The organism is Pseudomonas sp. (genome assembly GCF_002796985.1).
Lineage (GTDB): Bacteria > Pseudomonadota > Gammaproteobacteria > Pseudomonadales > Pseudomonadaceae > Pseudomonas.
Map to the genome: position 1 here is coordinate 1101622 of NZ_PEKX01000007.1, position 23061 is coordinate 1124682.

The following is a 23061-nucleotide window of genomic DNA, read 5'->3' on the forward strand; positions in this document are numbered from 1 at the left end:
GGGGAGATGAAGACCGCCCGGCAAGTGCCGGGCGGGGGAGTCAAAGCTCGTCGAAGAAGCGTTCGTGCCAGTCGACGATGGGCTGCGGTGCGTTGAGCTTCTGCCCGTAGATCACCGCATAGGACAGCACGTTCTGCACGTAGGAGCGGGTTTCGTCGAACGGAATGGTCTCGACCCAGACGTCGAAGGCCAGGTGGCGCGCATCCTTCAGCCACTGGCGCACACGGCCGGGGCCGGCGTTGTAGGCGGCGGTGGCGAGCACGCGGTTGCCGTTGAACTGGCCGTGCACCTGGCTCAGGTACGCGGCACCGAGCTGGATGTTCACGTCCGGCACGATCAGCTGCTGCGGCGAGGCCAGCGGAATGCCGAACTTGCGCGAGGTTTCCTTGGCGGTGGCCGGCATCAGCTGCATCAGGCCGGTGGCGCCGACGCCGGAGCGCGCATCGGACATGAAGGCGCTTTCCTGGCGGGTGATCGCGAACACCCAGCTCGAATGCAGGCCGCGGTTGCGTGCCTCGCGCACCAGGGTGTTGCGGTAGGCCATGGGGAAGCGGATATCCAGGTCGTCCCAGTACTTGGCCTGGCTGATCGCGCGGATCGCCGGGAAGTACCACTGCATGTCGTAGGCGATCTTGGCCTGGGCCAGCAGTTCGTCGTGACTCAGGTGCCGGGCGGCGTTGTACCACTCGCGGCGGGCGTTGATGATCTCGCCACGGGCGTAGAACTCCAGAGCGCGGCGAGTGCTCGGGGCGTTGCGCACGCGCTGCATCGTTCCCGCGTCCGGCGAGACCGGGCGGTTGTTCAACTGATAGGGCGCATTGATCCGGTCGGCGGCGAGGAAACCGTAGAAATCACGCTCGCCCGCCACCGGCTGGTACAGGCTGATGGCCTGCTTGTTCTGTGGCTGCGCCAGTTGCAGCGAACGCGCCTGCCAGTACTTCCAGCGGTTGGTTTCGGCCAGTGACGGTGGCAGCGCGCGGGTCAGCTCGTAAGCGTCTTCCCAGCGGCCCAGGCGCAGCAACAGGCGCAGGCGCCATTCGGTGACGGTGTCATCACGCAGTTGCGGGTCGTACTTGACCATCATCGGCAAGGCGCGTGGATCGTAGCGGCGCGCCAGACTCAGGCCGATCTCGCGGGCGATGGAGACTTTCTCGTCGCTGGAGAAGGGCAGCACCGAGCTGTAGTAGTCCAGCAGGTTGATGGCCTTCTCCGGGTCCTGCTTGGCCAGCCGGCGCAGGCCCAGGCCAACGACGTCGGCGGTGGCGTGGTCGCGGGCGCCGAAGCGGGTGGTCTGGCTCAGCTGTGCGGGGTTCTGCGCCACGTTGACCATCAGCGTGCCCTGGCTGCCGAGGGTCGGCAGACGCTTGGAGAGCACCGTGGCGAGGCTGTAGTTGCCTTTCTCGGCCGCGAGCTTCAGGCGCTTCCAGACTTTTTCCTCGGTAAGCTGACCGTCGGCCTGCCACATCGCGAAGGTGGTGTCGCAGGCGTCGGGCTGCGGCTTGCCCACCAGCCAGAGTTTCTCCGCGGTGGCGTAGCCCTCGGCCTTGTTGCCGTGGCCCAGCTGGTATTGGCCGTAAAGGCAGTCCAGCTCGGTGAAATTCATCTTCGGATCGTAATAGCGAACGAAGGTGTTCCAGTCGCCTCGATCCGCCAATTGGCGCATCCAGCGCAGTTTCAGCCAGTTGATCTGCGGCAGATCGCCGTGCTGCTCGATGAAACGCTCGATCTCGGCGTTGCTCGCGCTTTTCAGGCGGCTGGTCAGTTCGTCGTAGGCCAGGTACGGCTGCAGCGGATAATCGGCCAGTGCCGATTGATAGCTGAAGTAAGGGCTGCTGTCGCCCCGCGCCAGTGCTTTCTGCGCCTCGTCGTACATCTGGCGCTGCTGAGGCAGGGACGCTGCGTTGGCTGTCGAAGCGGACAGGCTGAGGATCAGGCAGGAAAACAGTGAGAAAAGGCGACCGCGCATGGCTCTTCCGGGAAGATGATCGGTGGGCGCTGGAGGGCGCGCGCCCGCTGCCGGGTAGCTTAGCCTGTTGCGCGCGCGGGGCGAAAGCGCCACCACGGGCGCCTGGCTCAAAGGCGGACGAATGTCTCGCCTCGGCACTTTGTCCGACCCCCTCTGACTTTTCCGCGCTTTCCCTTAAACTGCGCGCCCAGTTTTACGGAAGATGCTCTCATGACCCTGCTCAAGTTCACCGACGTGTCCCTCGCCTTTGGCACCACTCCGCTGCTGGATAAGGTGTCCTGGCAGATCGCTCGGGGTGAGCGGGTGTGCGTCATTGGCCGCAACGGTACCGGCAAGTCGAGCATGCTCAAGCTGGTCAAGGGCGAGCAGAAGGCCGACGACGGTGAGATCTGGCGTGCGCCCTCGCTGAAGATCGGTGAGCTGCCGCAGGAGTTGCCGCGCGCAGATGACCGTACGGTCTATGACGTCGTCGCCGAAGGCCTGGCCGAGGTGGGTGAGCTGCTGGCGCGCTATCACCACCTGAGCATGCATATCGAAAGCGAAGAGGACCTGAACAAGCTGGCGCACGTCCAGCAGGACCTCGAAGCCCGTGACGGCTGGCGCCTGGGGCAACTGGTGGACACCACCCTGAGCCGCCTGCAGTTGCCGGCCGACAAGACTCTCGCCGAGCTCTCCGGTGGCTGGCGCCGCCGCGTGCTGCTGGCCCAGGCGCTGGTCGCCGAACCCGACCTGCTGCTGCTGGACGAACCGACCAACCACCTGGACATCGGCGCCATCGCCTGGCTGGAAAACGCCCTGGCCGACTACCCCGGCGCCGTGCTGTTCATCACCCACGACCGTGCCTTCCTGCAGGCCGTGGCAACCCGCATCCTCGAACTGGACCGCGGCCACCTGATCGACTGGAACGGCGACTACGCCAGCTTCCTCGCGCATAAAGAACAGGAACTGGCGGCGGAAGAGGCAGCCAATGCGCTGTTCGACAAGCGCCTGGCCCAGGAAGAAGTGTGGATTCGTCAGGGCATCAAGGCCCGCCGTACCCGTAACGAAGGCCGCGTGCGTGCATTGAAGGCCATGCGCAACGAGCGCGCCGAGCGCCGTGAACGCCAGGGCAAGGCCAGTTTCCAGATGGAGACGGCGGAGAAGTCCGGCAAGCAGGTGATTGTCGTCGAGAAAGCCGGTTTCGCTCATCCGGGCGGCCCGGCGCTGATCCGTGATTTCTCCCTGGTGCTGCAGCGCGGCGACCGTATCGGTCTGCTGGGTGCTAACGGTACCGGCAAGACCACGCTACTCAAGCTGCTGCTGGGCGACCTGCAGCCGACTTCCGGCAGCGTGAAGGAAGGTACCCGACTGGAAGTGGCTTATTTCGACCAGTTGCGTCACCAGCTGGAGCCGGAAAAGACCGTCATCGACAACATTTCCGAAGGTCGCGAATTCATCACCATCAACGGGCAGAATCGCCACGTGCTCAGCTACCTGGGCGACTTCCTGTTCTCCCCGCAGCGTGCGCGCACCCCTGTCAAGGCGCTCTCCGGTGGTGAACGGGCACGCCTGTTGCTGGCAAAGCTCTTCAGCAAGCCGTCCAACCTGCTGGTACTGGACGAACCGACCAACGACCTGGACGTGGAAACCCTGGAGCTGCTCGAAGAGGTGCTGCTGACCTTCGATGGCACCGTGCTGATGGTCAGCCACGACCGGGCCTTCCTCGACAACGTGGTGACCAGCACCCTGGTGTTTGAAGGTGAAGGGCGTGTGCGCGAATACGTCGGCGGCTACCAGGACTGGCTGCGCCAGGGCGGCTCGCCGAAGCTGCTCGGTGTCGGCGAGGAAAAGGGCGACAAGCCTGCCGCTGCGCCGGCTCCCGAGCAACCGGCGGCTGTGAGTGCGCCGGTGGAAGCGGCGCCGAAGAAGAAGCTGAGCTACAAGCTGCAGCGTGAACTGGAAGCCATCCCCGGGCAGATCGACGCCCTGGAGGCGGAGATGGCCGCGCTGCAAGCAGAAACCGCGTCGTCGGATTTCTACCAGCGTCCGCCGAACGAAGCGCAGGCGGTTCTGGAGCGCCTGGGTTCGCTGCAGGGGGAGTTGGACCAGTTGATCGAGCGCTGGGCCGAGCTGGAAAAGTGATCCGTTCGGTCCGGTGATGTGTCTGTGTGTGCGAATCGCTGATCAAAGACTGTTAGGGATGGCCGAATGGCAATCGAGTACCGCATCACCCTGGATGATGAGCACGAGTTCAGCTATCGCATCGAACTGGAGCGCCACTACGACCCGCAGGTCGCCGCCGAGGCGCCGCGCTGGACGCTCCTGGACTACAACCGTTGCAGTAACTGCCCGCTGAACCCCGGGCAGCACAGCCATTGCCCTGCGGCGGTGGACCTGCACCGGGTGATCGAGGATTTCCGTGGTTTGCCGGCCTTCAAGAAGGTCGCGATACAGGTCCGTACGCCAGAGCGTGAGTACGTCAAGCACGCCGGGCTGGAAGAGGGGCTGCGGGCGCTGTTGGGTGTGATCATGGCCACCAGCGCCTGCCCGCTGTTGGGCAGGCTCAAGCCGATGGCGCAGCAGCACCTGCCATTCGCCAGCAACCAGGAGTTCATCCTGCGCGCGGTGTCGCTGTATCTGATGCGCCAGTATTTCAACTTCCGCGAAGGGCGACATGCGGACTGGGAGCTGAAGGGGTTGGTGAAGCAGTTCCAGCAGTTGCAGCTGGTGAACCAGGCGTTCTGGCAGCGCATTCACGAAACCTGTGACGGCGACTCGAACCTGAAGGCTTTCCTCAGCTTCTTCTCCATGGCGTCGAGCATGAGCTATTCGCTGGAGGCGCAGTTGCAGAAGGTGCGACCGCTGCTGATGAGCGGGGACATGCTCGGGGCCTGATCTGAAACGAAGCGGGCCCATCAGGGCCCGCTGTCTGTCTCTGTTGGTTCAGCTAGCCGTTGGCTCAGCTGGTTTTCTGCAGGCGTACCGCGAGAACGTCGCAGGGCGCGCCGTGCAGCACGTCGTTGGCGGTAGAGCCCAGCAGCAAAGCGAGGCCGTGGCGGCCGTGGCTACCGACGACGATCAGGTCGCAGTCCTGCTCATCGGCGAGGCGGTGGATTTCCTGGCGCGGCTGGCCGTAGACCAGGTGACATTGGGAGCCGGTGATCTCGGCGTAGGTAAGGGTGAACTGGTGCAGTCGCTCCTTGGCCTGGTCGAACTGCTGCTGTTGCAGCATCGACAGGTCCATTGGCACGTCGCCACCGAAGGCCATGGCCATGGGCTCGACCACATGCACCGCCGAGAGCCGGGCGTCATTGGCCTTGGCCAGTGCGACCGCCCGCTTCATCACCGGATCGCATTCTTCGGTAAGGTCGACGGCGACCAGAATGTGTTGGTAGGGCATGAGCGTCTCCTCCGGGGGACTCGTTATTAATCAGTATGGCCCCAATGGCCGTGCTTGACCTGTTGGACCGGTATAACCGATATGACCACGTGGATGGTAATCCTGCTCATTGCATTGGTGCTCAGCCCGCTGACCTGGCTGATCCCTTCGCGCGGCCAGCGCGGGCAGATGGACCTGCGCCTGCAGGCGCGGCGCCTGGGTCTGGCCATGCAGATGGCGCGGCAGGAATGGCCTCACTGGTTGGAGCGGCAGCCGCCACGCCAGTGCGCGCAGTACCATCGCGCCCGTGGCAGGAACCGTGATGCCTGGTGCTACTGGCAGAGCGAGCCGGGTGTCTGGCTGGACCGCTGGCGCGAGGCGAGCGCCCCGGCCGAGCTGGCCGAAGCGCTGGCCAGCCTGCCGAAGGACGTCTACATGGTCGAGGCGACACCCCAGTTCCTCGCGCTGTACTGGGGCGAGCGGGGCGATAGTAGTGACCTCGAGCGGGTCGCCACCTTCCTTAAACAGCAAGCCTGAAGCCCTCAAGCAGCCTGCCTGAAGCGATCAGCTCTGCTGCGCGGCATACAGGCCGGAGACTTTCTCCAGGTCTTCGATGATGCGGTCGGAGTACTTGTTGATCAGGAACGGCACGCTGTTCTGGTTGTAGTTCTGCAGCGATTTCTCGATGTAGCGCCACTTGATCGCCACGCCGCGCAGTTCCTGGCCGATCTCCGGGGTGGTTTGCGGCGCCTGCTGCAGCTTCACCAGGTTGATCGCGAAGCGGTTGGCCAGGTCGTCCAGCGGGCGTTCCTCGCCGCCGCCGAAGAAGCTGGCGCCTACCGAGGCGTTGCGCGAGGCGTAGTCCACCGCGATGTCCTGCATCAGCAGGCTCTGCTCACGTGTCTGCTGGGTCAGCGGCGGAACCTTGCTGCCGCTTTCCTCCTGGATTTTCCCGTAGAGCTGCTCGGCGGTGTCCAGCAGCTTGCGGTTCTGCGCGGCGAGGTCCGCCACCGGTTGCAGGTCGGTGTAGCCGCTCTTGTCCAGTGTGCCGGTGAGGGTCTGTAGCTGGGCTGCGTAGGCTTTCCATTGTTCCTGCAGGTCGGCTCTCAGCTTCTTCGATTCGTTGCCGGGCATTTCCCCGAGCTTGCCCAGGGCATCGTTGGCGCTCTGCGACGAGGCTTCGACCATCTTCGCGTACTTCTGGTCGCCTTCCATCGCATTGAACATGAAGAAATCGCCAAGACTGCGCTGGGCGGCGAGGCGCGTCTGGTGGACGTTGAGCAGGTCGCTGGCGGTGTCGGCAGCAGCGAAGAGAGGCAGGGCGGTGAGCGCGAGCGCAGACAGCAGACGCACTAGCGGACGGCTGGGCATCGATCCAACTCCTTGGAGCCATGGGCTTCTTGTTGTTTTGTTTTCCACAGGTTCCAGGCGTCTGCCGGTATTGGCAGCAGGCAGATCGCCATTGCGTCCCGACTCTAGCGCGGGTCATGGGGTTTGAACAGTGGCTGTCGGGACGCTGGTGCCAGGTGGCAATTGTCACGATAGGCAGGATGAATAGGGCGTCAGGGCTGCGCTGAATGCTCCGGGCCAGACGCCCCGGCCGCTTTGCGACTGTTACGTCTCGCCGATTGACAAGCATTGGCTTTTGCTAGAAGGTGGGCGCACCCAAATCAAACGGGCGTATGAATCGAGCGTTTGCTATGTGCAGCGACTCGGACAGAACGCCCCGGCTATCGCGTCGGCGGGTGTGCCGCAAGCTTTGGGACTATCCTCGGCGACTGCCGGGCTGTCCCGATACACGGTGTCCGACGTGTGATTTCAAGCTTCCCTAGCGTGGAGATCAGTTGATGATTTACCAAGGTAAAGCCATCACGGTTAAGGCTCTTGAGAGCGGCATCGTCGAACTGAATTTCGACCTCAAGGGCGAGTCCGTCAACAAGTTCAACCGACTCACCCTGAATGAGCTGCGTCAAGCAGTCGATACCATCAAGGCCGATGCGTCCGTCAAGGGCGTGATCGTGACCAGCGGCAAAGGCGTGTTCATCGTCGGTGCCGACATCACCGAGTTCGTCGACAACTTCAAGCTGTCCGACGAAGAGCTGCTGGCCGGCAACCTCGAAGCCAACAAGATCTTCAGCGACTTCGAAGACCTGAACGTTCCGACCGTGGCCGCGATCAACGGCATCGCCCTGGGCGGCGGTCTGGAAATGTGCCTGGCTGCCGACTTCCGTGTCATGAGCGCCACCGCCAAGGTCGGCCTGCCGGAAGTGAAGCTGGGCATCTACCCAGGCTTCGGCGGCACCGTCCGCCTGCCGCGCGTCATCGGCTGCGACAATGCTGTCGAGTGGATTGCCTCGGGCAAGGAAAACCGTGCTGAAGACGCGCTGAAAGTCGGCGCCGTTGACGCCGTCGTGGCTCCGGAGAAACTCCAGGACGCCGCTCTGGACCTGGTCAAGCGCGCCATCGCCGGCGAGCTCGATCACAAGGCCCGCCGTCAGCCGAAGCTGGAAAAGCTCAAGCTGAACGCCATCGAGCAGATGATGGCCTTCGAAACCGCCAAGGGCTTCGTCGCAGGCCAGGCTGGCCCGAACTACCCGGCTCCGGTCGAAGCGATCAAGTCGATCCAGAAAGCCGCCAACTTCGGTCGTGACAAGGCGCTGGAAATCGAAGCCCAGGGCTTCGTCAAGCTGGCCAAGACCTCCGTTGCGCAAAGCCTGATCGGCCTGTTCCTCAACGACCAGGACCTGAAGAAGAAGGCCAAGCAGTACGACGAGATTGCCAAGGACGTGAAACTGGCCGCCGTACTGGGCGCCGGCATCATGGGTGGCGGCATCGCCTACCAGTCCGCCTCCAAGGGCACTCCGATCCTGATGAAGGATATCCGTGAAGACGGTATCCAGATGGGTCTGAACGAAGCCTCGAAGCTGCTCGGCAAGCGCGTCGAAAAAGGTCGCATGACCCCGGCCAAGATGGCCGAGGCCCTGAACGCCATTCGCCCGACAATGTCCTACGGCGACTTCGGCAACGTCGACATCGTCGTCGAAGCCGTGGTTGAGAATCCGAAGGTCAAGCAGATCGTTCTGGCTGAAGTTGAAGGCGTGGTGAAGGAAGATGCGATCCTCGCATCGAACACTTCGACCATCTCCATCAACCTGCTGGCCAAAGCGCTCAAGCGTCCGCAGAACTTCGTCGGCATGCACTTCTTCAACCCGGTGCACATGATGCCGCTGGTCGAAGTCATCCGCGGCGAGAAGTCCAGCGACGTTGCCGTTGCCACCACCGTGGCCTACGCCAAGAAGATGGGCAAGAACCCCATCGTGGTGAATGACTGCCCCGGCTTCCTGGTCAACCGCGTGCTGTTCCCGTACTTCGGCGGCTTCTCCAAGCTGCTGGGCTTCGGTGTGGACTTCGTGCGCATCGACAAGATCATGGAGAAGTTCGGCTGGCCCATGGGCCCGGCGTACCTGTCCGACGTGGTCGGTATCGACACCGGCCACCACGGCCGCGACGTCATGGCTGAAGGCTTCCCGGACCGCATGGCCGTGGAAGGCAAGACCGCCGTTGACGTGATGTACGACGCCAATCGTCTGGGCCAGAAGAACGGCAAGGGCTTCTACGCCTACGAGACCGACAAGCGCGGCAAGCCGAAGAAAGTCACTGACCCGCAGGCTTATGAGCTGCTGAAGTCCATCGTCACCGAGCAGCGCGAGCTGACTGACGAGGACGTCATCAACTACATGATGATCCCGCTGTGCCTGGAAACCGTGCGTTGCCTGGAAGACGGCATCGTTGAAACCGCTGCCGAGGCCGACATGGGCCTGATCTACGGCATCGGCTTCCCTCCCTTCCGTGGCGGCGCCCTGCGTTATATCGACTCCATCGGTGTGGCCGAATTCGTCGCCCTGGCGGACAAGTATGCCGACCTGGGTGCGCTGTACCACCCGACCGCGAAGCTGCGTGAAATGGCCAAGAACGGCCAGAAGTTCTTCGGTTGAGTGCGCAACGAATAGAGCGAGAGTGAATTTATGAGCCTGAATCCGAGAGACGCTGTCATTGTCGACTTCGGCCGCACCCCGATGGGCCGTTCGAAGGGTGGCATGCACCGCAACACCCGCGCGGAGGACATGTCCGCGCACCTGATCAGCAAGCTGCTGGAGCGCAACCCGAAGATCGACCCGGCGGAAGTCGAGGACGTGATCTGGGGCTGCGTGAACCAGACCCTGGAGCAGGGCTGGAACATCGCACGCATGGCGTCGCTGATGACCCAGATCCCGCACACCAGCGCCGGCCAGACCGTCAGCCGCCTGTGCGGCTCGTCCATGAGCGCCCTGCACACTGCCGTGCAGGCGATCCAGACCGGCAACGGTGACGTCTTCGTCATCGGCGGCGTGGAGCACATGGGCCACGTCGGCATGATGCATGGCGTGGACCCGAACCCGCACATGTCCCTCTACGCTGCCAAGGCGTCGGGCATGATGGGCCTGACCGCCGAGATGCTGGGCAAGATGCACGGCATCACCCGCGAGGCGCAGGACAAGTTTGGTGTGCGTTCGCACCAGCTGGCCTGGAAAGCGACCCAGGAAGGCAAGTTCAAAGACGAAATCATCCCGATGGAAGGCTATGACGAGAATGGCTTCCTGAAGGTCTTCGACTTCGACGAAACCATCCGTCCGGAAACCACCCTGGAAAGCCTGGCTGCCCTGAAGCCGGCGTTCAACCCGAAGGGCGGCACCGTGACTGCAGGGACTTCCTCGCAGATCACCGACGGCGCTTCCTGCATGATCGTCATGAGCGCCCAGCGCGCCCAGGACCTCGGCGTGCAGCCGATGGCCGTGGTTCGTGCCATGGCTGTGGCTGGCGTTGATCCGGCGATCATGGGCTACGGCCCGGTTCCGTCGACCAACAAGGCGCTCAAGCGCGCCGGCCTGACCATCAATGACATCGACTTCTTCGAGCTCAACGAAGCCTTCGCCGCACAGGCCCTGCCAGTGCTGAAGGACCTCAAGGTGCTCGACAAGATGGAAGAGAAGGTCAACCTGCACGGCGGCGCCATCGCCCTGGGTCACCCGTTCGGCTGCTCCGGTGCGCGTATCTCCGGCACCCTGCTGAACGTGATGAAGCAGAACGGCGGTACCCTGGGCGTGTCCACCATGTGCGTGGGCCTCGGCCAGGGCATCACCACCGTCTTCGAACGCGTCTAAGCTTTCGTGGATGGGAGAGCCGGGGCCTTGTGCCCCGGCTTTCGTTTTTGTCGGGTGGGATTGCCCAGCGGCAGCACAATGAGCACAATCGCCGCCTTTTGGCCGGCGAGGGAGAACCGACATGCACATGCAGCCCGGATTGTATCGACACTACAAGGGGCAGGAGTACCGTGTACTCGCTGTGGCGCGTCATTCCGAAACCGAGGAAGAACTGGTGATCTACCAGGCGCTGTACGGCGAATTCGGCCTCTGGGTACGCCCGCTGAGCATGTTCATCGAAGCGGTTGAAGTGAATGGCGAACGAGTTCCGCGCTTCGCTCTGGTGAGCGCCGAAGACGATCCGCTGGGGCTTCAGACTGGCCCGTCCGGCGAAACCCAAGCTTGACCTTGGCGCGACCGCCACTATATATAGCGGTGCCGCTCCAAGCGCCTCCCTCCTTATAAATTCATCTTTTCGACGCAGGAATCTTCCGATCCATGGGTAAATCGCTGGTCATCGTGGAATCACCGGCCAAGGCCAAGACCATCAACAAGTACCTGGGCAACCAGTACGTGGTGAAGTCGAGCATCGGCCACATCCGCGACCTGCCCACCAGTGGCTCGTCCGCGTCGAAGGAGCCTGCGGCGAAAGCGCGCAAGACCGCTTCCGAAGCGCCGGCCCTGTCGCCCAAGGAGAAGGCCAAGCGCCAGCTCGTCACCCGCATGGGCGTCGACCCGGAGCACGGCTGGAAGGCCAAGTACGAGATCCTGCCCGGCAAGGAAAAGGTGATCGAGGAACTGCGCCGCCTGGCCAAGGATGCCGACACCATCTATCTCGCAACCGACTTGGACCGCGAAGGGGAGGCCATTGCCTGGCACCTGCGCGAGGCCATCGGCGGCGACGACTCGCGCTACAAGCGCGTGGTCTTCAACGAAATTACCAAGAAGGCCATCCAGGAAGCCTTCTCCCAGCCGGGCGAGCTGGACATCAACCGCGTGAATGCCCAGCAGGCACGTCGCTTCCTCGACCGTGTAGTGGGCTACATGGTCTCGCCGCTGCTGTGGGCGAAGATCGCCCGTGGCCTGTCCGCCGGCCGCGTGCAGTCGGTAGCGGTGAAGCTGGTGGTCGAGCGCGAGCGCGAGATCCGTGCCTTCGTTCCGGAAGAATACTGGGAAGTGCATGCTGACCTCGGTACGCCGAAGAGCGACAAGGTCCGCTTCGAAGTGGTGCGCGAGAAGGGCGAAGCCTTCAAACCGCTGAACGAGGCACAGGCCACGGCAGCGCTGGAGAAGCTCAAGTCGTCCTCCTACAGCGTCGTCAAGCGCGAGGACAAACCGACTTCCAGTAAGCCCTCGGCACCGTTCATTACTTCTACTCTGCAGCAGGCTGCGAGCAATCGCCTGGGCTTCGGGGTGAAGAAGACGATGATGATGGCCCAGCGTCTGTACGAAGCCGGCTACATCACTTATATGCGTACCGACTCGACCAACCTGTCGGCCGACGCCATCGACATGGTGCGCGGTTTCATCGACAGCGAGTTCGGCAACAAGTACCTGCCGGCCAAGCCGAATTTCTACTCCAGCAAGGAAGGCGCACAGGAAGCGCACGAAGCGATCCGTCCTTCCGACGTCAATCTGCGTCCGACCCAGCTGTCGGGCATGGAGCGCGACGCCGAGCGCTTGTACGAGCTGATCTGGCGCCAGTTCGTGGCTTGCCAGATGCCGCCGGCCGAATACCTGTCCACCACCGTCAGCGTAGCTGCCGGTGACTTCGAGCTGCGCGCCAAGGGCCGCATCCTCAAGTTCGACGGCTACACCAAGGTGCAGCCGCAGCAGGGCAAGCCGGGCGAGGACGACGTCCTGCCCCTGATGAACCAGGGCGATGCCATGAAGCTGCTCAAGCTCGATCCGAGCCAGCACTTCACCAAACCGCCGGCGCGCTTCTCCGAAGCCAGCCTGGTCAAGGAGCTGGAAAAGCGCGGCATAGGCCGTCCGTCCACCTACGCGGCGATCATCTCGACCATTCAGGAGCGCGGCTACGTCACTACCCATAACCGCCGCTTCTACGCGGAGAAGATGGGCGACATCGTCACCGACCGTCTCAACGAGAGCTTCTCCAACCTGATGGACTACGGCTTCACCGCCGGCATGGAAGAGAACCTCGACGACGTGGCTCAAGGTGAGCGCGACTGGAAAAACGTGCTGGACGAGTTCTACGGCGACTTCCGCAAGAAGCTCGACCTGGCCGAAGCCTCGAATGACGGCATGCGTGCCAACCAGCCGACCCAGACCGACATCCCTTGCCGTGACTGCGGCCGGCCGATGATGATCCGCACTGCTTCCACCGGTGTGTTCCTCGGTTGCTCGGGCTACAGCCTGCCGCCGAAAGAACGCTGCAAGGCCACCGTGAACCTGATCCCCGGCGACGAAATCGCCGCGGATGACGAGGGTGAATCCGAGTCCCTCGTGTTGCTGGGCAAGCACCGCTGCCCGATCTGCAGCACCGCGATGGATGCCTATCTGGTCGACGAGAAGCGCAAGCTGCATATCTGCGGTAACAACCCTGATTGCGCCGGCTACGAGATCGAGGAAGGCCAGTACCGCATCAAGGGCTACGAAGGCCCGAGCCTGGAATGCGACAAGTGCGGCAGCGAGATGCAGCTCAAGACCGGTCGCTTCGGCAAGTTCTTCGGTTGCACCAATCCGACCTGCAAGAACACCCGCAAGCTGCTGAAGAGTGGCGAGCCGGCGCCGCCGAAAATGGACGCCATCCGCATGCCGGAACTCAAGTGCGAGAAGGTCGATGACATCTACGTGCTGCGTGATGGCGCTTCCGGCCTGTTCCTCGCCGCCAGCCAGTTCCCGAAGAACCGCGAGACCCGTGCTCCGCTGGTTGCCGAGCTGGTACCGCACAAGGACGAGCTGGATCCGAAGTACCACTTCCTGCTCTCCGCTCCGGCGAAAGACCCGGATGGCCGTCCTGCGGTGATCCGCTTCAGCCGCAAGACCAAGGAGCAGTATGTGCAGTCCGAAGTCGAGGGCAAGCCCACCGGCTGGCGCGCGTTCTACGACGGCGGCAAGTGGAAGGTCGAAGACAAGCGCTGATGGAAGGCACGCCCCGCAGATGTGGGGCGTGCTTATACTGCGACCTGTAATGCTGGAGGGCCTGGCCATGGCGAACGAACTCTATACCCGCACCAACCAGAAGCTGTTCTTCGCCGGCCTCGCCCTGGAAGCCTGGCGCAGCGCCGAGGCGGCGCGCGCAATGAACGCCCAGGCACGTATCCAGGCCGAGCGCGAAGCAGCGCTGTTCCACCTCTATGGCGCAGTATTGGGCGTGGCCCATGAGATCGCCGGTTATTATCGCTTGCCTCAGGCCGGTGCGCCCCGTGTCGACATGTTGCTGAACGCCGAAGTGCTGGCCGCCGCGCCGAGCCCGGAGCTGGCAGAGATGGTCGAGCTGGCACAATCTCCGGAAGCCTGGCTGGGCCGTCTCCTGGGGGCCTACGCCGCGCTGTTCCAACCGCCGAGCGAGCCGAAGAAAGCCAAGGTCGATCCAACCCAGCCGCTGATCCAGGCGGTGAATGTCTACGACGAGGCGCCGGTCGAGTTGGGTCATGACGAGCTGGAAGCCTGGCGCAAATCCCTCAAAGAGCTGGTCCTGCGCTTCCGCGCATCGCTCACCGAACTCTGATTCACGCCCTGTTCGCAGCGCCGGTCTTCCGGTCGGTCCGTGCAAGCTTTGGCTAGGGTGTAGCGGATGTGGCTGTTACACTACGCGTTCTGCTGTGGAGAACGTCGCTATGCCAACCTCATTTCTGGAAATTGTCGAGCTGCCTGACGGGCGTATCGTGCTGCGTCGTGCGGACGAGGAGGAGGCGCTGGTGACCCTGGAGTTCTCTGCCGATGCCAAGGGCTTCCTGCAGGGCCAGCACATCGAGATCGCCAAGGCGATGTTCAATGTGGGTGTGCAGATGGCTGGTCGTCTCGCCGAGGGTGGCGACATGAACATGGACGAAGAAGGCCCGCGCGTCCTGCACTGAGTTTCTGCTGTTCCGCTTCGCTGCGTTCGCGGCGAAGCTTCCCGATCAAATCATCCCAGACGAATATTCAGGCTTTGTGCCTGGCCGGCAACGGCGGCGCGAGAAAGCTGAGTGCGTGCTTTCGCGTTGAGATTCAGCCAGCTCACCACTGTGTGGCTGTTACCCAGGCGCAGCGCCTCGCAGGTCAGGGCGAGGGCGGAGGCTTGATCGCGGGCGGGCAGCAACAGGATGCCTTCGCGGTTCAGGCCGGCCTTGCGCAGCCAGTCTGGTGTCAGGCTGGAGGGCGGGGCGATTAGTGTCAGCCAGCGTGAATCGCTTTCCTCGCTCAGCTCGCGGAGCATCGGCGCCAGCAGCGTCAGGCACTGGCCGGGAAGGCCGCGCAGGGAGATTTCGCTGAAGGCGCTTTCGTCGTCGGTGGGTTCATCGTCCATCAGCTCCGGGAGCAGAGGAGCAGTACCGCTCGCCCAGAGTGCTTCCTGGAACAGCGGGAGTTGCGGCAGGTTCAGCGGCTGCGGGTACTGCATGGGTATCTCCTGTTCAGCGACGGATCACGCCGACGCTCAAGCCTTCGATGATCAGTTCCTGTTCCTTGAGATCGACCTCGATCGGGGCGAACTCGGGGTTCTCGGCTAGCAGCCAGACCTTGCTACCTTCGCGCTTGAATCGCTTCACCGTTACTTCCTCACCCAGGCGAGCGACCACAATCTGGCCGTTGCGCGCCTCGCGGGTGACGTGCACGGCGAGCAGGTCGCCGTCCATGATGCCGACGTCCTTCATGCTCTGGCCGCGGACGCGCAGCAGGTAGTCGGCCGGCGGGTTGAAGAAGGTCGGGTTGATCCGGCAGGTGTCGTCGACGTTCTGCTCGGCGAGGATCGGTGCGCCCGCGGCGACGCGACCGATGATCGGCAGTTCGTCGTCATTGGCGGCGGCCTTGGGTTCGAAGCCGGGGATACGGATGCCGCGAGAGGCGCCTGGGGTCATCTCGATGGCGCCCTTGCGGGCCAGGGCCTTCAGGTGCTCCTCGGCGGCGTTGGGCGACTTGAAGCCGAGTTCCTGGGCAATTTCTGCGCGGGTGGGCGGGTAGCCGTTGGCTTCCAGGCAGCGTTTGATGAAGGCGAGGATCTCGGCTTGGCGCGGCGTGAGCTTCAGCATGTCCATACTCTGGCTTTTTATACAGTGACTGGGATTATATACAGTGATGGCGGGCTGGCAATGCTTTTGTTGCGCGCCGCTGTCGGTGGAACGTTCGTGCATGTAACCTTTGGAGCTTGGCAAGCGTCTTGCTTTGTAGGTATTGAATTAACCAGCTGTCTCGTCGCATTGCCATGATATTGGTAACAATCCATCGCACTTTGCTTGACAATACAAGACGCTGAAACGTATGTTTCAAACAAGTGTTTGTCAGGCGGAGTAGCCATGGCCCAGTCGGAAACCGTCGAACGCATCCTGGATGCTGCGGAACAGCTGTTCGCGGAGAAAGGCTTCGCCGAAACCTCCTTGCGTCTGATTACCAGCAAGGCGGGGGTGAACCTTGCGGCGGTGAACTATCACTTCGGCTCGAAGAAGGCGCTGATTCAGGCTGTTTTCTCGCGCTTCCTCGGCCCTTTCTGCACCAGCCTCGAAAAGGAACTGGATCGCCGTCAGGCCAAGCCCGACGCGCCGCGTGCCACGCTGGAAGAGCTGCTCGAACTGCTCGTGGTCCAGGCGATGGCGGTGAAGCCGCGCAGCGGTAACGATCTGTCGATCTTCATGCGCCTGCTGGGCCTGGCCTTCAGTCAGAGCCAGGGACACCTGCGCAAGTACCTCGAAGAGGTGTACGGCAAGGTGTTCCGCCGCTACATGCTGCTGGTGCACGAGTCCGCGCCGCGCCTGCCGCCGCTGGAGTTGTTCTGGCGCGTGCACTTCATGCTGGGTACCGCGGTGTTCAGCATGTCCGGCATCAAAGCGCTGCGTGCCATGGCCGAGAACGATTTCGGCGTGAACACCTCCATCGAGCAGGTGATGCGTCTGATGGTGCCGTTCCTGGCCGCCGGCATGCGTGCCGACAGCGGGGTCAGTGATCCATCGCTTGCCGGGGCGCAGCTCAAGCCGCGCGCCAAATCCAGCGTCGCGCAGACGCCGGCCAAGGTCTGATTCAGCCCCGGCTTCGCGCTGGGCTGTACCGGCCTGATCGGCTACAGTAGCCGGCCATGGCTGATCTCGATCTTCTCCATATCTCCCTTGCTGACCAGATGCTCTACGGATTTGCCGCGGGGCGTCTTGTCGTGCGTGTTCCGGTATCCAGCGCCGCCAACGGCGCGGGGGAGCGCAACGGCTCCGGCTGCACGCCGCGCGGCTTGCACCAGGTTCGTGCGCGCATCGGTGATGGTTTGCCAAAGGGCGCAGTCCTGAGGGGGCGCCGCTGGACCGGCGAGACCTGGACGGCCGAGCTGCACGAAACCTTTCCCGGCCGCGACTGGATTCTCTCGCGCATCCTCTGGCTCAGCGGCTGCGAGCCGGGGCGCAATCGGCTGGGTGAGGTTGATACCTTCCGCCGCTATATCTATCTGCATGGCACGCCGGACTGCGAGCCCATGGGCACGCCGCTTTCCCACGGCTGTATCCGCCTTCGCAATGACGATCTGCTGGAACTCTTTCCGCAGGTTCCTCTCCATTGCCAGGTTCGAATCGAAGAGACTGTCTGCCCCGATTGGCAGGCGGCGCAACTGAACTAAAGGAATGCACATGCACGGCTCCCTGATGCTCGACATCGGCGGCACCTGGCTGACCGCCGAGGACCGCCAGATCCTGCGCCACCCGGAAGTGGGCGGCCTGATTATCTTCGCCCGCAACATCGAGTCGCCGCGCCAGGTTCGCGAGCTCTGCGCGGCCATTCGCGCGGTACGTCCGGACCTGCTGCTGGCGGTGGATCAGGAAGGTGGCCGCGTACAGCGCCTGCGCCAGGGCTTCCTGCGTCTTCCGGCAATGCGCGCTATCGCCGACAACGCCAATGCCGAACGCCTGGCCGAGCAGTGTGGCTGGCTGATGGCGACCGAGGTGCTGGCGGTAGGGCTGGACTTGAGTTTCGCCCCTGTGCTGGACCTGGATCACCAGCGCAGCGCCGTGGTTGGCAGTCGCGCCTTCGAGGGTAATCCGCAGCGCGCTGTCGAACTGGCCGGCGCCTTCATTCGTGGTATGCACGCTGCCGGCATGGCCGCCACTGGCAAGCACTTCCCTGGTCACGGTTGGGCGGAAGTGGATTCTCACGTGGGCATTCCGGAGGACGAGCGCACGCTGGAGCAGATCCGTGCCGTCGACCTGGTGCCGTTCCAGCGCCTGTCCGGCGATCTGGATGCGCTGATGCCGGCCCATGTGATCTATCCGCAGGTCGATCCCAATCCTGCCGGCTTCTCCCGTCGCTGGTTGCAGGACATCCTGCGTGGCGAGCTGGGCTTCGACGGGGTGATCTTCAGTGATGACCTGTCCATGGCAGGTGCTCACGTGGTCGGCGATGCCGCCAATCGTATCGAGGCCGCGCTGAACGCCGGTTGCGACATGGGCCTGGTGTGCAATGACCGCGCCTCCGCCGAGCTGGCCCTGAGTGCATTGCAGCGTCTGAAAGTCAGCGCGCCGCAGCGCCTGCAACGCATGCGCGCCAAGGCCTGGCCTGGCACCGAATACAAGCAACTGCCGCGTTGGCAGCAGGCCGTCGGTGAGTTACGCGCCGCACAACTGATCGACTAAGGATTTGCCATGACTGTCTACGCCATCATCGGCGGTACCGGCCTGACCCAGCTGGAAGGGCTGACCCTGAAGGACGCCATCAAACTGGATACGCCCTACGGCGCGCCCTCGGCGACCGTCCAGCGCGGCGAGTTCGCCGGCCGCGAAGTGCTGTTCCTCGCCCGCCACGGCCATCCACATCGCTTCCCGCCACACCAGGTGAACTACCGCGCCAATCTCTGGGCGCTGCAGCAGGCCGGCGCCGAAGCCATCCTGGCGGTGAATGCCGTGGGTGGCATCCATGCGGCGATGGGTAGCGGTCACCTCTGCGTGCCGCACCAGATTGTCGATTACACCTGGGGCCGCGAGCACACGTATTTCGCCGGGGACATCGAGCATGTCACCCATATCGACTTCAGCCATCCCTATGACGAGCCGCTGCGGCAGAAGTTGATCGCCGCACTGCAGGCGCAGGGCTATGCGTACAGCAGTCATGGTGTGTATGCCGCGACCCAGGGGCCGCGCCTGGAAACGGTTGCGGAGATCGCCAGGCTGGAGCGCGACGGCTGCGACATCGTCGGCATGACCGGTATGCCTGAAGCCGCCCTGGCCCGCGAGCTGGACCTGCCTTACGCCTGCTTGTCGCTGGTGGTGAACCCGGCGGCCGGCAAATCCAGCGGCATCATCACCATGGCCGAGATCGAGCAAGCGTTGCACGACGGCATCGGCAAGGTGCGCGAGGTGCTGGGGCGAGTTTTGCTCGGCCAGGACCGGTAGGCAGGCGCTGCGTCGGCAGGGTGTTGCCTGCCAATCGCGCGGGGATATCGCAGATGGCGTTCTAGCCTTTCGGCAGCGGAGCGAAAAGGGCGTCGATGTCGCTGCTCTGCAACTGCAGGCCGCTGTCCTTGCCGTCTTCGAGTACGCCCGCCGCCAGCGCCGCTTTCTTCGCCTGTAATTGCTGGATTTTTTCTTCCAGGGTGCCGCGGGCGATCAGCTTGTAGACGAATACCGGCTTGTCCTGGCTGATGCGGTAGGCGCGGTCGGTGGCCTGTTGCTCCACGGCCGGGTTCCACCAGGGGTCGTAGTGGATCACGGTGTCCGCTGCGGTGAGGTTCAGGCCGGTGCCGCCGGCTTTCAGGCTGATCAGGAACAGCGGCACGCGCCCTTGCTGGAAGTTTTCCACGGGTTGGCGGCGGTTGCGGGTCTCGCCGGTCAGTAAGGAATAGGGGACGCCGCGTTCGTCCAGCTCCGCCTGGATCAGCTCGAGCATCGAGGTGAACTGCGAGAACAGCAGGACACGGCGTCCTTCGGCCAGCAGTTCTTCAAGCATGTCCAGCAGGCTGGCGAGTTTTCCGGAGTCCGCCGCCGCCAGGTCTTTGTCCAGCAGGCGCGGGTCGCAGCAGACCTGGCGTAATTTGAGCAGCGCTTCCAGGACCACGATGTGGCTACGTGCCAGGCCCTTGCGCTGGATTTCCTCGCGAACCTTACGGTCCATGGCCAGGCGCACCGTCTCGTAGAGGTCGCGCTGGGTATCGCTGAGTTCCACCCAATGAGTGATCTCGCTCTTGGGCGGCAGCTCGCTGGCCACCTGATCCTTGCGGCGGCGCAGCAGGAAAGGCTTGATCCGTGTATTCAGGTGAGCCAGGCGCTGGCCGTTCGCGGCCCTCTCGATCGGATTGCGGTACAGGCGAGCGAAGCTGCGTTCATCCCCCAGCCAGCCCGGTAGCACAAGGTTGAACAGCGACCACAGCTCGCCCAGATGGTTTTCCAGTGGCGTGCCGGTCAGGCACAGTCGTTGCCGCGCGGTGAGGCGGGCGGCGGCCTTGGCGGACTTGCTGCGGGCGTTCTTCAGGTACTGCGCTTCGTCGAACACCACCATGTGCAGCGGTTGCCGGGAGAGTTCCTCGATGTCACGGGGTAGCAGGGCGTAGGTGCTCAGCAGCAGGTCGTATTGTCCAAGGGCGTCGAAGTCCTTGTGGCGGTTACTGCCATGCAGGGTGAGTACTCGCAGCTCAGGGGCGAAGCGCGCGGCCTCATCCTGCCAGTTGGCCACCAGGCTGGTGGGCATCAGTACCAGGGCGGGCTGGTCCAGGCGCCCGGCGTTCTTCTCCGTGAGGATGTGGGCGAGCAACTGGAGTGTTTTGCCCAGCCCCATGTCGTCCCCGAGGATGCCGCCCAATTCCATGTTGCGCAGCGCCTGCATCCAGGTCAGGCCTTGTGTCTGATAGGGGCGCAGCTGGGCATGCAGGCCGTCGGGTGTCGCGCACGGCTGCTGGTGGTAGTCGCGCAGGCGGCGGGCAAGGCGCAGCAGGTTGTCGCTGCCTTCCCAGTGCAGCGGCTGTTCGTCGAGCAGGGTCAGCAGGCTGGCATCGGCGCCGGGCAGGCGCAGGCGGGTGTCATCGTGCTCTGAGCTGGCCAGCAACAGGCTTTCCAGGTGCTGAATCATCGCCCGCACGCGCGCCAGCGGCAGGCTGACGGTGAGCGGCGCGCCGTCGGCTTGGCGCTGGGCATTGAGGCGCAGTGGCAATTCACCCTGCGCATCGCCGCCAAGCAAGGCGGGTGGGGGCCGTCGGATCATCTCCAGAAGTGGCTGCAGCAGGCTGATCCGTTGCCCATCGACCACGATGCCCAGTTCCAGCTCGAACCAGGCCAGGCCCGGTTCCTCCTCGACATGCGCGTACCAGTTCTCGACCGCGCTGAAATCGAAGGGGAAGCGAGCGTCGATCTCGACTACCCAGCCTTCATGACGCAGTTCCCGCAGGAGGGGGACGATGGCCGCCCACAGGCTCTCGTCGAGCGGGCGATAGCATTCATAGTGATCCCCGAGCTGGACGGGGGCGTGGTACTTGGCGAGCTTTTTCAGCTTCAGGCGTTGCAGTTTCTTGCGCAAGGCCTGCTCTGTTTTCGGCTGCCGTTCGATGACCACGAAAGTGTCATCCTCAAGGGTGCGAATCGGCTGATCACTACGGGCCGGGCCATGCACGAAGTGTTTGCCATAGGCAAAGCGCAGGCTGGCCTGATACTGATCGGAGCGACGGTAATGGTCATGTTGCCCGCTCAACAGCAGGTGCGCCACGGGCTGCACGTCCACGAGCCGATGCTCCTTGGTGGGCAGGGGCAGCGGTGCCTGGGGCGCCAACTGCTTGAGTTGCAGGCCGAACAGCGCCGCCTCCTCGGGGTAGACCGGTGGTGCGCCGAGTAGATGGGTTGCCAGTGCATCGGGGAGGTCGTGGCGCAGTGGGCCGATGCGCGAGCTCTGGCGCTGGACATACCAGGGTGGGCAGAGGTGTGTCAGCAGTTGGGGTTGCGGGTCGCTCTCGACTTGCCAGGCGGCGACATAGCTGCCATCGGCCTGTTCACGCCAGGTCATCTGCGCCGGCAGTTCGGCACCGGCCTGCAAGCGACCATCCGGATGCTCCAGGTCGAAGAACAGCTGGCCGCTGCGGACGATCATCTCCAGTAACTCGGAGCCGTCCCGGCCGCTCAGGAGCACTTCGTTGTCGTGGGGTTGAACACCTGTGCAGCCCAGTGCGCGCAGCAGGATGCGTTGATCCTGCTCGGTGACACCGCGCCCAAGGGCCGTGGAGATCGAGCTGAGCCTGACATGGCCCAGGCTCCGGCCGTCTTCTCCCTGCAACTGCGTGTGAATGAAGACCCGACCATTATTGGTTAGCCGGTAGTACAGGGGCTGGGTATGGGGAGCCTTGGCTTCGGCGGGAGCCTTGAGCGCCCCCGGAAGCTTTTTCAACCAACCTGCCAGGTTTGCTGACAAGTGGGCGGCAGGTTTGACCGCCGGTCTGGGGGCTGCCGGCCCGGCGGATTGTGCCGGAGGTGGCGACTCGCCGTGCTCGTCAATGAACCGCAACAGCAGGGCGACGCAGTGCTTGCAGTCGAAGCCGACCGGGCAATCACAACGGCAGTCGAGGGTGTTGCCACTTTGCGACAGACTGATTTTCTGCCGATAGCGATAGCTGCTTGAGCCTTTGCACGAGCCTTCCAGCGAGCGTTCGGCGATACGCAGAATGCTCGCCCGGCCTTCCCGGGCATAGCTCTCTCCGCGAACGAGGGTGACGGCTGGAAAAAGCCTGCGCCAGGGAATGCGTTGCAAGTGCTCTACGAATTCGCCCATGGCGCACGCCTATCTCCCTTTACTGCTGTTCGGGCTGGCTTTGCGGTGGGGCCTCAAAGCCGCCATCTGCCGGCGCAGCCGGTGCCGGCTGCTGCGGGGTGTCAGGGCCGGTGGGCGCCTCGTCTTCCATGCCGGGCGGCGGCGCGGAGGCGGGGCGGGCGTTGAGCGGGGTGACCTTGATCAGCATGCCCAGGCTGGGGTGGTCAAGGTAGGTCAGCACGCTGTTCTTCAGGCTGGCTTCCTGGACCATGTGCTGGCTGGCGGCGAGCAGGCCATCCTGGCCGAATTGGTTGATCCAGAAGTCGGTCTGGGTGTTCACGAAGCGCTGCTGGCTCAGGGTGACGGTGCCTTCCACCGGGAAGTGGCCGTCACGCTGGGCGCCTTCGCTCAGGGAGATCTTCACCGGGTTGGCATCGATCTCCTGGCGCCAGGCCTTGTGCATCAGCACCTGGAAGCCTTCGTTCTGCTTGAGCTTGGCGACCTGCGCATCCATTGCGGTCGGGCGCGAGCTATCCGGGCCCGGCGGTTGCGCGCCCTTGGCCCAGTCGTCGGGCGCGGGGCGGCTGGCGAACACGGCGTCGCCAGACTGCTGGAACAGGATCAGCTCCACCTGGTAGGGCTCGGCGAAGGCGGCTGGCGAGAGAAGCGCCAGCGACAGCAGCAGGGGTTGGAACAGGCGCATG

The 23061-nt window shown here is 63.6% G+C and carries 20 protein-coding genes; 13 read left to right on the forward strand and 7 right to left on the reverse strand.

The window, feature by feature from the left end:
* Positions 1-40 precede the first annotated feature (40 nt).
* On the reverse strand, positions 41-1966 hold the full coding sequence (locus tag CTR55_RS10900) for a transglycosylase SLT domain-containing protein (protein ID WP_296286040.1): 1926 nt from the start codon (positions 1964-1966) through the stop codon (positions 41-43).
* Between the two features lie 210 nt (positions 1967-2176).
* Between CTR55_RS10900 and CTR55_RS10905 the strand changes: the two genes are divergently transcribed.
* Positions 2177-4087, forward strand: a complete 1911-nt coding sequence (locus CTR55_RS10905) for an ATP-binding cassette domain-containing protein (protein WP_296286042.1) — start codon at positions 2177-2179, stop codon at positions 4085-4087.
* Positions 4088-4153: 66 nt separating this feature from the next.
* A complete protein-coding gene (locus tag CTR55_RS10910) occupies positions 4154-4840 on the forward strand; it encodes a hypothetical protein (protein WP_296286043.1) in 687 nt (228 codons plus the stop codon).
* A 64-nt stretch (positions 4841-4904) separates the two neighbouring features.
* Here the strand turns inward: CTR55_RS10910 and CTR55_RS10915 are convergent, their stop codons facing one another.
* Positions 4905-5345 carry a universal stress protein gene (locus CTR55_RS10915; protein ID WP_296286044.1) on the reverse strand — a complete coding sequence of 147 codons (441 nt, stop codon included), beginning with the start codon at positions 5343-5345 and terminating at the stop codon, positions 4905-4907.
* Between the two features lie 81 nt (positions 5346-5426).
* Between CTR55_RS10915 and CTR55_RS10920 the strand changes: the two genes are divergently transcribed.
* Positions 5427-5861, forward strand: a complete 435-nt coding sequence (locus CTR55_RS10920) for a hypothetical protein (protein ID WP_296286045.1) — start codon at positions 5427-5429, stop codon at positions 5859-5861.
* 27 nt (positions 5862-5888) lie between these two features.
* Here CTR55_RS10920 and CTR55_RS10925 read toward each other — a convergent pair whose 3' ends face one another.
* Positions 5889-6695, reverse strand: coding sequence for a hypothetical protein (locus CTR55_RS10925; protein WP_296286047.1), 807 nt, complete (start codon positions 6693-6695; stop codon positions 5889-5891).
* A 476-nt stretch (positions 6696-7171) separates the two neighbouring features.
* Here CTR55_RS10925 and fadB point away from each other — a divergent pair, with 476 nt between their 5' ends.
* The 6 genes from fadB to CTR55_RS10955 all read left to right on the forward strand — a co-directional run bounded on the left by fadB (position 7172) and on the right by CTR55_RS10955 (position 14547).
* The gene (fadB, locus tag CTR55_RS10930) at positions 7172-9319 is read left to right on the forward strand and encodes a fatty acid oxidation complex subunit alpha FadB (protein ID WP_296286048.1); all 2148 of its coding nucleotides are present in this window, start codon (positions 7172-7174) and stop codon (positions 9317-9319) included.
* A gap of 30 nt (positions 9320-9349) precedes the next feature.
* A complete protein-coding gene (gene fadA, locus CTR55_RS10935; protein WP_296286049.1) occupies positions 9350-10525 on the forward strand; it encodes an acetyl-CoA C-acyltransferase FadA in 1176 nt (391 codons plus the stop codon).
* Between the two features lie 121 nt (positions 10526-10646).
* Complete coding sequence (locus tag CTR55_RS10940) at positions 10647-10910, forward strand: DUF1653 domain-containing protein (protein WP_296286051.1); 264 nt, start codon at positions 10647-10649, stop codon at positions 10908-10910.
* 92 nt (positions 10911-11002) lie between these two features.
* On the forward strand, positions 11003-13609 hold the full coding sequence (topA, locus tag CTR55_RS10945) for a type I DNA topoisomerase (protein ID WP_296286053.1): 2607 nt from the start codon (positions 11003-11005) through the stop codon (positions 13607-13609).
* A 67-nt stretch (positions 13610-13676) separates the two neighbouring features.
* Entirely contained in the window at positions 13677-14198 is a 522-nt protein-coding gene (locus tag CTR55_RS10950; RefSeq protein WP_296286055.1) for a DUF6586 family protein, read from the forward strand.
* Between the two features lie 109 nt (positions 14199-14307).
* Positions 14308-14547, forward strand: coding sequence for a hypothetical protein (locus CTR55_RS10955; RefSeq protein ID WP_296286057.1), 240 nt, complete (start codon positions 14308-14310; stop codon positions 14545-14547).
* Positions 14548-14597: 50 nt separating this feature from the next.
* Here the strand turns inward: CTR55_RS10955 and sulA are convergent, their stop codons facing one another.
* Positions 14598-15071 (reverse strand): SOS-induced cell division inhibitor SulA, encoded by a 474-nt coding sequence (gene sulA, locus CTR55_RS10960; protein WP_296286059.1) that lies wholly within the window; start codon positions 15069-15071, stop codon positions 14598-14600.
* 13 nt (positions 15072-15084) lie between these two features.
* Complete coding sequence (lexA, locus tag CTR55_RS10965; protein WP_296286060.1) at positions 15085-15699, reverse strand: transcriptional repressor LexA; 615 nt, start codon at positions 15697-15699, stop codon at positions 15085-15087.
* A gap of 264 nt (positions 15700-15963) precedes the next feature.
* On the opposite strand from lexA, the gene CTR55_RS10970 reads away from it, so the two are divergent.
* Genes CTR55_RS10970 through CTR55_RS10985 form a run of 4 tightly spaced genes read left to right on the forward strand, consistent with a single transcriptional unit; the run spans position 15964 to position 19026 of the window.
* Positions 15964-16680, forward strand: coding sequence for a TetR/AcrR family transcriptional regulator (locus CTR55_RS10970; RefSeq protein ID WP_296286061.1), 717 nt, complete (start codon positions 15964-15966; stop codon positions 16678-16680).
* 56 nt (positions 16681-16736) lie between these two features.
* Positions 16737-17261, forward strand: coding sequence for a L,D-transpeptidase (locus CTR55_RS10975; protein WP_296286063.1), 525 nt, complete (start codon positions 16737-16739; stop codon positions 17259-17261).
* A gap of 10 nt (positions 17262-17271) precedes the next feature.
* Positions 17272-18270, forward strand: a complete 999-nt coding sequence (gene nagZ / locus CTR55_RS10980; RefSeq protein ID WP_296286065.1) for a beta-N-acetylhexosaminidase — start codon at positions 17272-17274, stop codon at positions 18268-18270.
* 9 nt (positions 18271-18279) lie between these two features.
* Positions 18280-19026 (forward strand): S-methyl-5'-thioinosine phosphorylase, encoded by a 747-nt coding sequence (locus CTR55_RS10985; protein ID WP_296286066.1) that lies wholly within the window; start codon positions 18280-18282, stop codon positions 19024-19026.
* Positions 19027-19087: 61 nt separating this feature from the next.
* On the opposite strand, the gene CTR55_RS10990 is transcribed toward CTR55_RS10985, so the two are convergent.
* Both CTR55_RS10990 and CTR55_RS10995 read right to left on the reverse strand, forming a co-directional pair.
* Positions 19088-22378 carry a DEAD/DEAH box helicase gene (locus CTR55_RS10990; RefSeq protein WP_296286067.1) on the reverse strand — a complete coding sequence of 1097 codons (3291 nt, stop codon included), beginning with the start codon at positions 22376-22378 and terminating at the stop codon, positions 19088-19090.
* Positions 22379-22397: 19 nt separating this feature from the next.
* Positions 22398-23060, reverse strand: coding sequence for a CsiV family protein (locus CTR55_RS10995; RefSeq protein ID WP_296286069.1), 663 nt, complete (start codon positions 23058-23060; stop codon positions 22398-22400).
* Position 23061: the final 1 nt, after the last annotated feature.

Excerpts from the sequence above, each read along its gene's own strand:
- CTR55_RS10920 (WP_296286045.1), top strand. The coding sequence starts at position 5,427 with ATGACCACGTGGATGGTAATCCTGCTCATTGCATTGGTGCTCAGCCCG.
- CTR55_RS10970 (WP_296286061.1), top strand. The coding sequence starts at position 15,964 with ATGGCCCAGTCGGAAACCGTCGAACGCATCCTGGATGCTGCGGAACAG.
- sulA (WP_296286059.1), bottom strand. The coding sequence starts at position 15,071 with ATGCAGTACCCGCAGCCGCTGAACCTGCCGCAACTCCCGCTGTTCCAG.
- CTR55_RS10990 (WP_296286067.1), bottom strand. The coding sequence starts at position 22,378 with ATGGGCGAATTCGTAGAGCACTTGCAACGCATTCCCTGGCGCAGGCTT.
- nagZ (WP_296286065.1), top strand. The coding sequence starts at position 17,272 with ATGCACGGCTCCCTGATGCTCGACATCGGCGGCACCTGGCTGACCGCC.
- fadB (WP_296286048.1), top strand. The coding sequence starts at position 7,172 with ATGATTTACCAAGGTAAAGCCATCACGGTTAAGGCTCTTGAGAGCGGC.
- CTR55_RS10985 (WP_296286066.1), top strand. The coding sequence starts at position 18,280 with ATGACTGTCTACGCCATCATCGGCGGTACCGGCCTGACCCAGCTGGAA.
- CTR55_RS10940 (WP_296286051.1), top strand. The coding sequence starts at position 10,647 with ATGCACATGCAGCCCGGATTGTATCGACACTACAAGGGGCAGGAGTAC.
- CTR55_RS10925 (WP_296286047.1), bottom strand. The coding sequence starts at position 6,695 with ATGCCCAGCCGTCCGCTAGTGCGTCTGCTGTCTGCGCTCGCGCTCACC.
- fadA (WP_296286049.1), top strand. The coding sequence starts at position 9,350 with ATGAGCCTGAATCCGAGAGACGCTGTCATTGTCGACTTCGGCCGCACC.
- CTR55_RS10905 (WP_296286042.1), top strand. The coding sequence starts at position 2,177 with ATGACCCTGCTCAAGTTCACCGACGTGTCCCTCGCCTTTGGCACCACT.
- CTR55_RS10915 (WP_296286044.1), bottom strand. The coding sequence starts at position 5,345 with ATGCCCTACCAACACATTCTGGTCGCCGTCGACCTTACCGAAGAATGC.
- CTR55_RS10955 (WP_296286057.1), top strand. The coding sequence starts at position 14,308 with ATGCCAACCTCATTTCTGGAAATTGTCGAGCTGCCTGACGGGCGTATC.
- CTR55_RS10995 (WP_296286069.1), bottom strand. The coding sequence starts at position 23,060 with ATGCGCCTGTTCCAACCCCTGCTGCTGTCGCTGGCGCTTCTCTCGCCA.
- CTR55_RS10900 (WP_296286040.1), bottom strand. The coding sequence starts at position 1,966 with ATGCGCGGTCGCCTTTTCTCACTGTTTTCCTGCCTGATCCTCAGCCTG.
- lexA (WP_296286060.1), bottom strand. The coding sequence starts at position 15,699 with ATGCTGAAGCTCACGCCGCGCCAAGCCGAGATCCTCGCCTTCATCAAA.
- topA (WP_296286053.1), top strand. The coding sequence starts at position 11,003 with ATGGGTAAATCGCTGGTCATCGTGGAATCACCGGCCAAGGCCAAGACC.
- CTR55_RS10950 (WP_296286055.1), top strand. The coding sequence starts at position 13,677 with ATGGCGAACGAACTCTATACCCGCACCAACCAGAAGCTGTTCTTCGCC.
- CTR55_RS10910 (WP_296286043.1), top strand. The coding sequence starts at position 4,154 with ATGGCAATCGAGTACCGCATCACCCTGGATGATGAGCACGAGTTCAGC.
- CTR55_RS10975 (WP_296286063.1), top strand. The coding sequence starts at position 16,737 with ATGGCTGATCTCGATCTTCTCCATATCTCCCTTGCTGACCAGATGCTC.